Origin of the sequence: Brachybacterium sp. SGAir0954, assembly GCF_005490785.1 — a bacterium.
GTDB classification, from domain to species: domain Bacteria; phylum Actinomycetota; class Actinomycetes; order Actinomycetales; family Dermabacteraceae; genus Brachybacterium; species Brachybacterium rhamnosum.
This window is the reverse complement of record NZ_CP027295.1, coordinates 1,366,148-1,380,113: the sequence shown is the minus strand read 5'-3', so window position 1 is coordinate 1,380,113 and position 13,966 is coordinate 1,366,148. Positions and strand designations below refer to the sequence as shown.

The following is a 13,966-nucleotide window of genomic DNA, read 5'->3' as shown; positions in this document are numbered from 1 at the left end:
GCTCAGGCGAGATCCGCAGGATCGACGAGGAAGCCCTCGAGGTCCACGACGTAGCCGCCGACGCTCTCGACGAGCAGGCCCGCGAGCAGCCCGATCCGGCGGTAGGCCGCCATCCAACGCTCCCCCGTGGCCGCATCGGGCAGCTCGGTCTCGTCCTCGTCGGGATCCGCGGGCAGGTGCACGATCGCGTAGTCCACGGCCCCGTCGATCCAGCCCAGCCGTGCGAGGGCCGTGGGAGCGGAGCTGCGTCCCACGCGCAGGGCGATCTCCTCGCCCTGCCCCACCGGGATCGTGACGCTGTAGCCGGTCGCGGAGGCGCCGTCCGGCACCTCGTCGAGCTCCGCCTCGGGCTCGAGCGGCGCGATGAGCTGCGCGAGGGACTCCGGGGCGAGTGCGTGCGGGCTCACCACGGTGAGGTCGCGGACGTGGAAGGGGTGCGGCTCGAGGCGCACGCCGCCGTCGGTGACGACCGCGCCGTGCAGGCGCCGCGCGAGGGACCACAGCAGGTCCAGCGCCTCGCGCTCCGCACCGAAGGGCAGGCCCCCGGGGAAGGCGCGGCCGTAGCCGCGGAGGTCGTCGCCGCCCTCGGGGGCCGGGTCCTCACGGTCCCGGTCGACCTCGAGGGTCCAGCGGCCCGCGCCGCGCGGCGAGGTGTCCGGGACGAGCAGCGCCGCGTCGCCGAGATCGAGCGCGCCGTCCTCACGGCGGGAGGCCGCGGGGCGCACGTTCGTGATCATCGTCAGCACGTCCTCCGGCGCGGTGTCCCGCGGGAGCTGCAGGCGGTGGGAGGTGCGAGCGGTCACTGCTCCTCCTGGAGGGGGATGCGGGTGCGGTGGAAGTTCAGGTGCGAGCGCGAGGCGGTGGGGCCGCGCTGCCCGTGGTAGCGGTTGAGGTTGCCCTCGCTGCCGTAGGGGCTGTCCGAGGCGGAGGACAGCCGGAAGAAGCACAGCTGCCCGATCTTCATGCCCGGCCACAGCGCCACGGGGAGCGTCGCCATGTTCGAGAGCTCGAGGGTGATGTGCCCCTGGAACCCCGGGTCGATGAAGCCCGCGGTGGAGTGGGTCAGCAGGCCCAGGCGCCCGAGCGAGCTCTTCCCCTCGAGCCGCGCGGCGACGTCGTCCGGCAGGGTCACCTGCTCGTAGGTGGAGGCGAGCACGAACTCGCCGGGGTGGAGCATGTACGGCTCGTCGGGGTCCACGGCGACCTCGCGCGTGAGCTCCCCCTGCTCGACCGACGGGTCGATCATCGCGTACTTGTGGTTGTCGAAGAGCCGGAAGTAGCGGTCGATGCGCACGTCGACCGAGGCCGGCTGGATCATCTGCGCGTCGAAGGGGTCCAGGCGCACGCGCCCGCCCTCGATCTCGGTCCGGATGTCGTGGTCGCTCAGCAGCACGCGTGCCAGCCTAGCCCGCCCCGTCGTGGTCGTCAGCCGGCGTCCGATTCGCGCCGCGGCCTGGGCACGGGGTATGCTCTCGGAGGTCGTCGGCCGATGCCGGCGCATGCGGGTGTAGTTCAATGGTAGAACTTCAGCTTCCCAAGCTGACAGCGCGGGTTCGATTCCCGTCACCCGCTCTCGGACAGGAACCGCAGGCCATCGGCCTGCGGTTCCTGCGTACACGGGGGCGTGGGCCCCACGACCCCGGAGGCGTGATGCCCAAGATCATCGGAGGCTCGCTCGAGGAGCACCGCGAGCGCACTCGGGAGAAGATCTTCGCGGCGCTCGGCGAGCTCCTCGAGGCGCAGGACTTCGACGCGGTGACCTTCTCGGCGATCGCCGAGCGCGCCGGGGTGGGTCGCACCGCCATGTACAACCACTTCCCGGACAAGGACACGCTCCTGGTCGCGTACGCGATGCACGAGACGGCCGGATACATCGAGCAGCTCCGCGCCTCGACCGCGGGCGCCCCCTCCCCCGTCGAGGCGGTGCGCCGCTACGTGCGCACCCAGCTCGAGCTGTCCCTCACCTTCCACATGCCGCAGTCCTCGACGATGCGCACCGCCCTCACGGCGGAGAACGCGGCGCGGATGCGGGAGCACGTCGTGCTCATCGAGGAGGTGCTGCGCACGATCGTCCGGGACGGCGTGGCCGACGGCTCCTTCTCGCCCGCGCTCGACGTCGACGCGACGGTGCGGATCGTCAACGGCCTCGTCGTGGGACCGACGGCCCGGCGCTACTCCCCCGAGGCGCTCGAGGACTTCGTCCTGCGCGGTCTCGGCGCGGATCCCACGGCCTGATCCCGCAGGCCGTCAGCGACGGTCCTCGTCGCTCTCCCAGCTCATCGAGTCGATGGTCTCGAGCTCCTCCTCGTCGCGGTCGTCCCGGCGGCCGAAGAGCGGCGCGGAGACCTCGCCCTCCCCGTCCTCGAGATCGACCTCGGGAGCGGTCGCGGCGACCACCCAGGTGACGACGACGATCGCGATCGCGACGACGGCCACGCCCCAGCGCAGGTAGTGGCTCGTGCCGCCGGTGATCATCGCGACCGGCGAGGAGACCACGAGGGCCCCCGCGAGCGCGCCGACCAGCAGCAGCGGGGCGGCGGTCGCGCCGAGCGTCGAGCGCAGGACGCCCGTGAGCACGGCGCCGCCGAGGGCGCCGGAATGGCCCCAGGAGCCGGGACCGCCGTAACGGCCCGCGGCGATCGTGTCCGCGGCGCCCTCGAGCGTCGCGGCGGAGCCGATCGCCCAGACGCCGAGCCCGGCCGCGGTGAGCGCCGCGCCGACCACGTAGCCGGCCAGGGCGCTCGGCCCCAGCCCGTAGGCGGCGACGACGGGGGCGAGCAGGGCGACGGCGAGGGCCGGCACGGCGGCGCGGCGCGAGCCGTCACGCAGGTCGCCGACGCTCAGACGGTCCTGGTCCTCGAGCAGCGCGGCGCGCGCGGCGACCACGGCGAGGGCGCCCGCCCGGCGCGCGGCGTCGGCGAGCGAGGCGAGGACCAGCAGCACGGCCATGATGCCGAGGGCGAGGCCGCCCAGCAGGGTCACGGACTGCGGGGTGACCGCGTGCAGCGCCCGCTCCTCCCACACCGAGGAGGCGCGGGCGGCGACCTGGACGGTCGTGACGACGGGGCCGACGGCCGCGAGGCCCCCGAGCACGGCGGCGAGCAGCAGCGCCAGGCGGGGGCCGGTCGCGGAGGCGGTGGCCGCCTCGCGCCGTTCGCGGTCCGCGCCGGGACGGTCCAGCAGGGTCGTCGCGAGGAAGGACGCCCCGAAGCCGCTCACGACGACGAGGGCGCCGAGACCCGCATGGACGAGCAGGGCGAGGGCGAGCGCGGGGATCCCGGCGGAGAGCACGCTGATCACGGCCGTGACGAGGACCACGAGGCCCAGGGCGGAGGCGGCGACGAGGGCCGCGGAGCCGAGGCCCGCGACGGTGCCGAGGGCCCCGCCGGTGCGGCTCGTGCGGGCCGCGCGCAGCACGCTCCGGCCGTGGCGGTCCGCGAGCGTCCCGCCGAGCAGCACGACGCCGAGGGCCACGAGGGCGCCGAGCGCCAGGGCGCCCGCGACCACGGTCGCCGGGGAGATCGTGTACAGGGTGAGGACGTCGAGGAAGGCGCCGGCGTCCCGGGAGTCGTCGGTCGCGGAGATCCACTGCGACATGTCGGTGACCGCGGACTCGATCTGCGGCTCGAGATCGGTGCGGGCCATCGGCTCGTTGCCCGCGATCGCGGTGTCGGTGAACTTGCCCATGCCGACCTGGTCGAAGCGCAGGTTCTTGTACGCCGAGGGCAGCCACAGCGCAGCGGCGACCACGGCGCCGACGCCGCCGGCGAGGGCGGGCGCGAGACCGCCCAGGCGCAGGCGCCCGGCGATCGGCCCCTCCCCGCGCACGACCGGCCAGAGGGCGGAGACGAGGGCGACGAGCAGGGACGTGCCGAGCGCGAGCAGCACCACGAGCACCGCCTCGCCCGCGAGCACGGGCAGGCCGATCTGCAGGCCGAGGGCCGCGAGGGCGGCGGCGACGGCGACGAGGTCCGCGGCGAGGCCGCCGCCGCGGCGGGCCATCCGCGCCGAGCGCAGCAGCGGGGCGCCGAGGTTGTCCTCGGCGTCGGCGGCGAGCTCGTGCTCGTCCGTGCCCACGAGCAGGGCGGCCGCGTCGCCCGCGGCGTCCGCGGTGACGGCGGTCGCGCGCAGGGCGAGGGCGGAGACGGCGGCGCCCGCGGCGAGCGCCACGAGCGGGGCGGAGGCCGCCTGCTGGAGGAACCACAGGGACAGCGAGACCGGGAGCACCACGAGCGCGAGGGCCCCGGCGACGGTCAGCGCGCCGAGGCGCGGCAGCAGGGTCCCCCGGCGCTCCTCGTCCAGGCCGAGCGCCGCGATCTGCACGGCGGTCCCGCGCCACGCGGCGAGCGGCCCCAGCAGCAGCCCCACGAGCATCAGGGCCGAGCGCAGGATCCGCTGGTCCGTGTCCCCCGGCAGGAGGAGCGCGAGCAGCACGAGCGGGAGACCGATCCACAGGATCACGGAGCCGCCCGCGCTGAGCCCGCGCCCGAGGCGCAGGCCGAGCTCGGGGTCGATCTCCGCGCCGTCCTCGTCGCGCCGCAGCCGGGAGGGCACGACGGCCCCCGCGACGAGTGCGGCGATCGAGAGGACGCCGAGGATGAGGAGCGCGACGGCGAGGTCGTCGCCGAGCGGGAAGTCGGTGATGAGGTCCACGATCAGCTTCCGGGAGGGGTCAGGCGAGCAGCGAGAGGTCCAGGGTGGTGGGCGCGCCCTCGACGACGCGGATCGGCACCCCCCAGTCCTGCTGGTGCATGTGGCAGGCGGGGAACTCGACGGCCGGGTCCGCATCGCACGAGGCGGCGCGCGCGTTGATGTGCAGCACGCCCTCGGTGTACGCGGGGTCCAGCTCGATGGTCCGCTCGAGGTCGGTGCCGACCCCGCCGCCCGCCGTGATCATCGTCTGCGGGGTCGTCGAGACGGTGACCTGGGTCGAGGGGCCGAGCGAGTTGTCGAGCTTGTGCCCCTCGGGCGGGGTGAACAGGACCCGCACGGTGAGCGGGCCGGGGCCCACCTCGGTCGCGGGGCGCTCGGAGCGCTGGGCACCGTGGTCAAGGACGCGCTCGGCGGCCTTCGCGACGGGCACCCAGGTCACACGGTGGGCACCGGACTCGACGACCACGAGCTGGCCGATCCCGTCCACGGGCGGGCCGACGATCGCGCCGGAGGGCTCGTCGAGATCGGTCGCGACGGTGACGACGGTCGCGGAGCCGTCCTCGGCGCCGTGCTCGTCGATCAGGCGGATCGCGCCGTTGTAGGTGTCCGCGACGGCGATCCGGCCGTCGGGCAGGGCGGTCACGCCGAGCGGGTGCTGCAGGCGCGCGTCCTCCGCCGGGCCGTCGACGTGGCCGAAGTCGAACAGGCCCTTGCCCACGAGCGTCGAGACGGTCATGGTCTGCGGGTCGATGACGCGCACGGCCGAGGACTCGGAGTCCGCGACGACGATGCGGCCGTCGGCGAGCTCGTCGACGCCCGAGGGCTGCGCCCACCAGGAGCTGACGACGGGGCCGTCGACGAGGCCCTCCTGCGTGGTGCCGGCGAGCACCATGAGCGCCCCGGTGACGGGGTCGAAGGTCCACATCTGGTGGATGCCGGCCATGGTGATCACGGCCCGGTTCAGCGCATGGGACCAGGTGAGGTCCCAGGGGGTGGAGAGGGAGAAGCTGCGGGGGTCGCCCTCGCCTCGGGGCAGCGGCTCGCCCTGCATCCACTGCGCGCCGGTGCCGGCGACGGTCGTGACCTCGGTGGCGGTGCGGGGGCGCAGCAGGCGGTCCTGCCCCACCTTCACACCGCGCAGGAGGTGGTTGGCGGTGTCCGCGACGAGCAGGTCGTAGCCGACCTCCTCCGCGATCTCCTCCGGGAGGGCGATGACGCCGTTGGGCTCGGCGAGCTGCGCGGTCTCCGCGTCGCCGTCGGTGCGGCCGCGCCGGCCCTCGCCGATGACCTCGTCGACGGTCGCGCCGTCGACCTCGAAGACGACGAGCCGGTGCTGGCCCGCGTCGGAGACGACGAGCCGGCCGTCGGGCAGGGCGGCGAGCTTCGAGGGGAAGCGGAGGGTCTGGGGCACGCGCTCGGCCAGCACGGTGGGGGCGGGCCCGCGGCGCAGGGAGCCGTCGGCCTCGCCCTCGGCGACGAGGCGGCCGATCAGCTGGTCGAGGTTCGCGGCGTGGCCCTCGCCGGAGAGGTTGCCGGCGATGCGGCCCTGTGTGTCGAGCACCATGAGGGTGGGCCAGGCGCGGGCGCCGTACTCGGTCCAGGTGAGCAGCTCGGGGTCGTCGAGCACGGGGTGGGTGACCTCGTACCGCTCGATGTTCGCCTCGAGCGCGACCGGGTCCTTCTCGAACTCGAACTTCGGGGAGTGCACGCCGATGACGACGAGCTCCTCCGCCCACTTCTCCTCGAGCGGCCGCAGCTCGTCGAGGACGTGGAGGCAGTTCACGCAGCAGAAGGTCCAGAAGTCGAGGAGCACGATCTTGCCGCGCAGGTCCTCCAGGCTGAGGTCCGCCCCGCCCGTGTTGAGCCAGCCGCGGCCCCGGAGGGCGGAGCCGTGCGCACGGGCGGTGAGGGGCCGGGAGGCGTCGTCGGGGGTCGTCATGGGGACCAGTGAACACCGCGAGCCTGGACGGTGGCCAACTCATCCACCAGGAGCAGACACGACGCGCCCGGGGGCGGACGAGTGCGTCACATCCGTGTCATCTGCGGGCCGCCGGACGCGACCTGGGTCACCAGGTGCGGATCCAGGCGGCGAGCTCCGGGTCCGCGAGGCTGCCGAGCACGAGGTCCGCCGGCGGCGCCGTGGCGCCGGCGGCGGGCACCGCGATGAGGCGCAGCCCGGCGGCCCGGGCGGCGCGGGCCCCGGTGCCGGAGTCCTCGAGGGCGAGGGCGGCGCCGGGCTCGACGCCGAGGGCGCGGGCCGCGGCGGCGTACATGTCCGGTGCGGGCTTGGGGTTCTCGACGGTGTCGGAGGCCTCGAGCACCGTGAAGCGGTCCCGCAGGCCGCCCGCGGTGAGCTTGTGCTCGAGCGCCTCGAGCCACGAGTTCGACGCGCAGCCCAGCGGCACTCGGGCCGCGGCCTCGCGCAGGGTGTCCTCGGCGCCGGGCATGAGGCGGATCCCGCCGGAGAGCTCGCGGTCGAACTCGCGGCGCAGCAGCGCGAGCACGGCGGGCTCCTCGCGTCCGGAGCGGGCGGCGAGGACCTCGGCGGCGACCTCGATCGTCGAGCCGTGGAGCACCTCGTCGTCCTCGGGGAGCAGCACGGCGCCGATCTGGGCGACGACGGCGTCCTGGGCGCTCTGCCAGACGGTCTCGGTGTCCAGGAGCAGGCCGTCGCAGTCGAAGACCACGGCCTGCGGGGTCCAGTCGCCGAAGGCCGCGCGGAAGCGGTCCGGGACGGGGCGGGGGGCGTCGGCGGTCATCGGCGGCGCTCCCATCCGGCGACCCACTCCCTCAGCACGGGGTCCTCGAGGGAGGCGAGGGTGCGCGGGGCCTCCGGCGCCTGGCCGGGGACGGAGGGCACGGCGAGGAGGTGCAGTCCCGCGGAGGTCGCGGCGCGGCCGCCCACCTCCGAGTCCTCGAGGGCGAGGCAGTCGCCCGGCGCGGCGCCGAGGGCCGCGGCGGCGGTGAGGTAGAGGTCCGGGGCCGGCTTGCCGTGGGCGACGTCGTCGATGCTGACGGTCGCGTCGACCACGTCGAGCAGACCGATCGCGGCGAGCTTCGCGTCGAGCATGTCCCTCGGGGAGTTCGAGGCGACGGCGACGGGGACGGCCGCGGCGGCGGCGCGCACGATCTCGACGGCGCCGGGGAGCGGGGGCTCCTGCTCGGTCACGTCCTCACGGTGCGCGGCGAACAGCTCGTCGGCGACGACGAGCGGCTCCTTGCCGACGTGCTCGGCGATCGTGGTGACGACGACCTTCGCGGACTGCCCGGTGACCGCGCGGCGGGTGGTCTCGTCGAAGGCGGCGCCGTGGGAGGCGAGGTACGCGTCCTGGAGCACGACCCAGCGCGACTCGGTGTCCACGAGCAGGCCGTCGCAGTCGAAGATGACGGCCGCGGGGGTCCACGCGGGCGGCCAGCTCGCGAGCGGGGACGGGAGCGGCTGCGGGCGGGCGGGGGCAGGGCGTCGGCTCATGATGTCCCCAGCGTATCGACCGCGCTGGGCGGGTGCCGAGGCACCCGCCCCGCGCGGCCCGGGTGGTCGCTCCTCAGAGCCCGAGCGCCGCGAAGCCGCGGTCGAGGTCCGCGAGGATGTCGTCGATGTGCTCGATGCCCACGCTGAGGCGCACGAAGCCCGGCTCGACGCCCGCCGCGCGCTGCTCCTCGGGGCTCAGCTGCGAGTGCGTCGTCGAGGCGGGGTGGATGACGAGGCTGCGCACGTCGCCGACGTTCGCGACGTGCGAGTGCAGCTCGAGGGCGTCGACGAAGGCTGTGCCCGCCTCGAGGCCGCCCTCGAGGGTGAAGCCCAGCACCGAGCCCGCGCCGAGCGGGAGGTACTTCTGCGCCCGCTCGAAGTAGGGCGAGTCCGGGAGGCCCGCGTAGGCGACGGAGACGATGCCCTTCTTCGTGGTCAGGTGCTCCGCGACCTTCTTGGCGTTCTCCACGTGGCGCTGCACGCGCAGCGGGAGGGTCTCGAGGCCCTGGGCGATGAGGAAGGCGCTGTGCGGGGCGATCGCGGGGCCCAGGTCGCGCAGCAGGGCCACGCGGGCGCGGATCGCGTACGGCGGGAGCGCGGGGACCAGCGAGGTGTAGACGAGGCCGTGGTAGCTCGGGTCGGGCTCGTTGAGCAGCGGGAAGCGCTCCGGCTCGGCCGCGTAGTCGAAGGTGCCGCCGTCGACGATGACACCGGCGATCGTGGTGCCGTGCCCGCCCAGGAACTTCGTGGCGGAGTGGACGACGACGTCGGCGCCGTGCTCGAGGGGGCGCAGCAGGTACGGGGTCGCGATGGTGCTGTCGACGATGAGCGGGACGCCCGCCTCGTGGGCGACGCCGGAGACGCCCTCGATGTCGAGCACGTCCTGGCGGGGGTTGGGGATCGTCTCGGCGAAGAAGGCCTTGGTGTTCGGGCGCACGGCGGCGCGCCAGGAGTCCAGGGAGTCGGGGTCCCCGACGAACACGGGCTCGATGCCGAGGCGGGAGAGGGTGTTCTTGAAGAGGTTGTAGGTGCCGCCGTACAGGCTCGGGGAGACGACGACGCTGTCCCCCGCCTGGGCGACCGTGAGGATCGAGAGCGTGATCGCGCTCTGCCCGGAGGCGACGAGCAGCGCGGCCGCGCCGCCCTCGAGGGCGGCGATGCGGTTCTCGACGGCCTCCTGGGTGGGGTTGGTGATGCGGGTGTAGATGGGGCCCAGCTCGGCGAGCGCGAAGCGGTCCGCGGCGGTCTTCGCGCTGTCGAAGACGTAGCTCGTGGTCTGGTAGATCGGCAGCGCGCGGGCGCCGGTCGTGGGATCGGGCTCCTGCCCCGCGTGGATCGCGAGGGTCTCGAAGCGCGGGCCGGGCGCGGCGGTGTCGGTCATCGTTCCTCCAGGGGTGCTGGGCGGCGGGGTGCCGGATGCGGCACAGCCTCGCCCGCGCCGGTGCTCAGCGGCCAGGAACGTGAACGGTCATGACGGGGCGTCGTCGCCGATCTCGAGCGTGCGTCCCCGCCAGCGCCGTCGCAGCCAGCGGTCGTGGGAGGCGATGACGACGGTGCCCTCCCAGTCCTGAACGGCCCGCTCGAGGCGGGTCGCGAGGTCGAGGGAGAGGTGGTTGGTCGGCTCGTCGAGCAGGAGCAGCCCGGGCGGGTCGGCGAGCAGGGCGGCGAGGGCGGCGCGCCGCTGCTGGCCCCGGGAGAGGAGTCCCAGGGGCCGGTCGAGGTCGCGGGGGTGGACGAGCCCCATGAGCTCGGGGGCGGCCTCGCCGGGCTGGCCGCCGAGCAGGGCGCGCACGGTCGTGTCCTCGTCGACCTCCTCGTCCTGGGCGAGCAGGGCCCGCCGGGAGGTCGTCGAGACGGTGCCGGAGGTGGGCTCGAGGGTCCCTGCGAGGAGGGCGAGCAGGGTCGACTTACCGCTGCCGTTGGGGCCGGCGATGAGCAGCTTCTCCCCCGCGCTGAGGCTCACCGAGGTCGGGGCGAGCCGTCCCTCGACGGCGGCGTCGGCCGCGGAGAGCAGCACGCCGCCGTCGGCGCGGCTCGCCCCGGGCACCCCGGTGAAGTGCAGCTCGGCCGGGGGCTTGCGCACCTGCGTGCGCTCGAGCTCCTGGAGGCGGCGCTCGGCGTCGCGCACGCGGCGGGAGACGACGGTCGCGTTGCGGTCGGAGTAGAACTTCTTCGAGGCGCGCGCCTCGGTGCGGGGACCGCGGCCCTCGTGGCCCACCTGGTGGGAGTCCTGGAGCTGGGTGCGCAGGCGCTTCAGCTCCTCCTGCTCGTCGCGGAAGCGGAGCTCCCAGCGCTCGCGGGCGTCGAGCCGGGCGTGGAGGTGGTCGGTGAAGGTGCCGGTGTACGCGGTGAGCCCGCCGGGCTCCTCCTCGAGCGGGCGGGGCGCGGGGTCGAGGTCGAGCTGGCCGCGGGTCGCGGCGTCGAGGAAGGCGCGGTCGTGGCTCGCGATGAGCACGGGCCCGGGATGCTCCCCGAGCAGGGTCGCGAGGTAGTCCGCGGCCTCGTCGTCGAGGTGGTTGGTGGGCTCGTCGAGCAGGAGCGTCGTGGGGCGCGTGATGAGCAGGTGGGCGAGGGCGAGGCGCCCGCGCTGCCCTCCGGAGACCCGGGCGATCAGCCGGTCCCCCGGCAGGCCCGCGAGGCCGAGGCCGGCGAGGACCTCCGCGGCGCGGACCTCCGCGTTCCAGACGTCCGCGAGGGTCGCGCGGGCGAGCAGCTCGTCGTAGCGCGCCGCGGCCGCGGCGGCGCCCGCGTCACCCGCGGGTCCGCCCTCGCCGACCTCGGCGAGCGCCTCCCCGGCGGCGGTGAGCTCCCGCTCGAGCCGGCGGGCGTGGCGCAGGGCGTCCTGGACGGCGCCGTCCACGGTGGTGCGCTCGGGGTCCAGGGGCAGCTCCTGGTGGAGCATGCCGACGGGGCCGGGGGCGTCGACCGTGCCGACGTCGGGGTGCAGCTCGCCGGCGAGGATCCGCAGCAGGGTGGACTTGCCGGAGCCGTTCTCGCCGAGCAGGCCGGTGGGGACGCCTGCGGGCACGGTGAGGCTCACGTCGGTGAGGACGCGGCGGTCGCCGAAGGCGTGGGAGATGCCCTCCGCACGCAGGTGCAGGGCGGCGAGGGAGGAGGCGTTCTGGGACATGGATCAGCTCCGGTGGGTGCGGGAAGCGGGCACGGACGGGGGCGGGTCACAGACGCATGGGGACGACGGTACGACCGTCCGTCCCGTCGCTCCACTTCTTTTCCGCTGCTTCTCCGCGTGACCCGCGCGCACTCCCCGGTCAGGCCGGTCGATCCCCGAGGAGGGCGGCGACGGCGGCGTCGAGCATGGTCCTCGAGGCGCCGAGGGCGCTCACGGTGCGCTCGGCCTCGGGCAGGGTCTCGCGCGGTCCCGTGTGGACGACGATCGCGTCCGGCCGCGCCGCGAGCAGCGCGCGCAGGCGCTCCGTCTCCCCCGGGTCCCGGGTCCCGCGGCCGGTGACCGCGAGGATCTGCGGCGCGGCCTCGAGATCCGCCGCGTAGAGCGGGGACTCCGCCTGCAGGTGGCGCGCCCGCAGCGCGTCCACGAGCGCGGCCGCGCCGGCCTGCGCGCGGAGGTCGACGACGGCGACGGGGCGCAGGTCGAGGGCGGCGCGGCGCGCCCGCACGGCCCGGAGGCCGAGGGCGGCGGAGCGCGCCGCGAGGACCGCGGCGGCCGCCGCGGGATCCGGGGTGGGCAGCCAACGGCGCCGGGCGCGCAGCGCGGCGAGCCGCTCCGCGGCGGCCCCGGTGCGCCGGGCGACGAGCTCCGGGGGCAGCTCCCCGGTTCGCTCGGCCTCCCGGAGCGCCGCGGCGGCGGGGGCCAGGGCCGACGGGTCGCCGACGTGCAGCACGTGCGCCCCGGCGCGGGCGGCGGCGAGGACCGCCGCGGGCAGGTCGAGGCCGTCGCGGGCGGCGGCGACGCCGAGCTCACCGGCGACGAGCAGGCCGTGGAAGGGGGCGTGGGCGGACTCCTCGAGCAGCCGCAGCGGCCAGGGAGCGAGGGCGGCGGTCCCCTCGCCGAGCGCGGAGGCCGCGACGGGGGCGGCGAGGACGGCGTCGAGCCACGGGGCGATCGCCCACGGGAGCAGGTGGTCGCGCCACTGGGCACCGGTGAGGGGCACCCCCTCCCCCGGCCGGTCCCCGGCCGCGTCGGCCCACGGGATCCCGCCGAGTCCCGGCAGGGCGAGCCCGCAGGCGGCGATCCCGGCGTCCCGCACGCCGGCGGCGAGCGCGCGCCCGTGCCGGGCGACGAGGTCCCCGTCCCGGCCCACGGCGGCGGTGCCGACGAGCGGGTCGGGTCCGCTCGCCACGTGCAGCACGGGGCCGAGGAGCACGTCGATGCCGAGTCCCGCGAGCAGGTCGCCGAGCGCGTCGCCGAGGGCGCGGGTCGCGTCCACGTCGTCGACGGTGCCCAGCGCCGCGGCCGAGGGGAGGAGCCCCGCCCCCGCCGCGAGACCCTCCCCCGTCGGGTCCCCCGCCGTCGGGTCCTCCTGCGCACGCACGGCGAGCAGCGCCCCGGGCTGGACCTCCCGGGCCGCGGCGGCGAGCTCCGCCCAGGGGCCCGGGTCCACGGCCGGCAGCTCGAGCACGGCCGGGTGCACGGGACGGGCGGCGATCCGCTCGAGGGTGCCGAGCGGATCGCCGGCGGGGAGGCGGGCCGCGAGCGGGAGCGGGCTCGTCCCCGGAGCGGGTTCCCCGGCCACGGGATCCCCTGCTGACCGTGCGATCATGTGCCCACCTCCTCGGGACGTGCGTCCCGCTCAGGATAGGACTGCGCAGGGAGAGCCCATGGACCCCGTCACCCCCTCCTCCGGCCCCTCGTCGAGCGCCCCGCTCGTGCTCGCGGGATTCATCGGCACGACCCGCAGCCGGGTGGTGCTCGCCCCGGTCGCCGCGGGCACGTCGCCCGTCCTCGACCTCGACGGCCCGGGGGCGACGCCCGGGGCCCGCCCCGAGCAGAAGCTCGACCTCCTCGGCGCGACCGCCCATCGCGCGATCGACGCGCTGCGGGTGGAGCGGGGCGCTCCCCCGCACCTGGTCGCCGTGTCCCTCGGCGTGCACGGCCTCGCCCACACGGAGCTCGAGGAGGCGCAGTCCCTCGGCGAGGGCCTCTTCTCCCCGCTCGCCCGCCCGGCGATCCCCGCCTCCCGGATCGTCGTGGGGCGCGGGCTGCTGACGTCCTTCCTCGCGGGCGGCGTGGGCGACTCGGGTCTGCTCGTCCGGGCCGGCACGGGCGCCGTCGCGGTGCGCATCGAGGACCGCCGGGTCGTCGCGCGGCGGGACGGCATGGGTCCCCTGCTGGGGGACGTGGGCTCCGCGGTGTGGATCGGACGGCGCACCCTGCAGGTCGTCGCCGCGGACATCGACGGCCGCGGCCGTCGCACGCTGCTCACCGAGCGTCTGGGCGACATGCTCGACCTCGACCTGCGCGACGGGCTGCTCCCGCCCTCGCCCACCGGGGACGTGCGCGACGACCTCGCGCGGGCGATCGCCCGCATCGCCCCTCCGGGCAACCTCGCCGAGCTGGGCCGCTTCGCGCCGCTGCCGGGCACGGTCCCCGAGGACCCCACGGCGCGGGACATCCTCGACTCGGTGGTGCGGCACGTGACGGAGACGGTGCGGCAGCTCGATCCGGCGCTCGACCTGCCGGTGGTGCTCGCCGGCTCGGTGCTCGCGACCCCGGGGCCGATCCACGACGAGCTCGTCACGGGCTTCGAGGCCGCGGGCCGCGAGCACCGCGAGGCGATCGACGGCCTCCCCGGCGCGCTCCAGCTGGCCCGGGAGGCGGCCACCGCGGGCGTCTAGGATGGGCCCGCCCGCTCCTCGATCCGA

General features: G+C 75.9%; 11 protein-coding genes and 1 tRNA gene. 3 read left to right on the top strand and 9 right to left on the bottom strand.

Translation table 11 applies throughout. The features are described from left to right. Positions 1–2: 2 nt before the first annotated feature. Positions 3–803, bottom strand: coding sequence for a hypothetical protein (locus tag C1N80_RS06015; protein ID WP_137769949.1), 801 nt, complete (start codon positions 801–803; stop codon positions 3–5). Further along, a complete protein-coding gene (dcd, locus tag C1N80_RS06010; protein WP_168198032.1) occupies positions 800–1,393 on the bottom strand; it encodes a dCTP deaminase in 594 nt (197 codons plus the stop codon). Before dcd ends, C1N80_RS06015 begins: the two co-directional genes overlap by 4 nt. Positions 1,394–1,501: 108 nt before the next feature. Between dcd and C1N80_RS06005 the strand changes: the two genes are divergently transcribed. Together C1N80_RS06005 and C1N80_RS06000 are read left to right on the top strand one after the other, a co-directional pair. Beyond that, a tRNA-Gly gene (locus C1N80_RS06005) sits at positions 1,502–1,572 on the top strand. Between the two features lie 78 nt (positions 1,573–1,650). After that, entirely contained in the window at positions 1,651–2,235 is a 585-nt protein-coding gene (locus C1N80_RS06000) for a TetR/AcrR family transcriptional regulator (RefSeq protein WP_137769947.1), read from the top strand. 12 nt (positions 2,236–2,247) lie between these two features. Here C1N80_RS06000 and C1N80_RS05995 read toward each other — a convergent pair whose 3' ends face one another. From C1N80_RS05995 to C1N80_RS05965, 7 genes are all read right to left on the bottom strand, one after another. Further along, positions 2,248–4,653: a pyrophosphatase gene (locus C1N80_RS05995; protein WP_137769946.1), complete on the bottom strand. Its 2,406-nt coding sequence runs from the start codon at positions 4,651–4,653 to the stop codon at positions 2,248–2,250. Positions 4,654–4,672: 19 nt separating this feature from the next. Further along, on the bottom strand, positions 4,673–6,592 hold the full coding sequence (locus tag C1N80_RS05990; protein WP_137769945.1) for a redoxin domain-containing protein: 1,920 nt from the start codon (positions 6,590–6,592) through the stop codon (positions 4,673–4,675). Between the two features lie 127 nt (positions 6,593–6,719). Continuing rightward, entirely contained in the window at positions 6,720–7,412 is a 693-nt protein-coding gene (locus C1N80_RS05985; protein WP_137769944.1) for an HAD family phosphatase, read from the bottom strand. Further along, entirely contained in the window at positions 7,409–8,125 is a 717-nt protein-coding gene (locus tag C1N80_RS05980; RefSeq protein WP_137769943.1) for an HAD family phosphatase, read from the bottom strand. The genes C1N80_RS05985 and C1N80_RS05980 overlap by 4 nt, the downstream gene beginning before the upstream one ends. 73 nt (positions 8,126–8,198) lie before the next feature. Then, positions 8,199–9,506, bottom strand: coding sequence for a bifunctional o-acetylhomoserine/o-acetylserine sulfhydrylase (locus tag C1N80_RS05975; RefSeq protein ID WP_137769942.1), 1,308 nt, complete (start codon positions 9,504–9,506; stop codon positions 8,199–8,201). An 87-nt stretch (positions 9,507–9,593) separates the two neighbouring features. Beyond that, positions 9,594–11,255, bottom strand: a complete 1,662-nt coding sequence (locus tag C1N80_RS05970) for an ABC-F family ATP-binding cassette domain-containing protein (protein WP_137769941.1) — start codon at positions 11,253–11,255, stop codon at positions 9,594–9,596. Positions 11,256–11,394: 139 nt separating this feature from the next. Further along, on the bottom strand, positions 11,395–12,864 hold the full coding sequence (locus C1N80_RS05965) for a glycoside hydrolase family 3 N-terminal domain-containing protein (protein ID WP_137769940.1): 1,470 nt from the start codon (positions 12,862–12,864) through the stop codon (positions 11,395–11,397). Between the two features lie 58 nt (positions 12,865–12,922). On the opposite strand from C1N80_RS05965, the gene C1N80_RS05960 reads away from it, so the two are divergent. Then, a complete protein-coding gene (locus C1N80_RS05960) occupies positions 12,923–13,939 on the top strand; it encodes a BadF/BadG/BcrA/BcrD ATPase family protein (protein ID WP_137769939.1) in 1,017 nt (338 codons plus the stop codon). Positions 13,940–13,966: the final 27 nt, after the last annotated feature.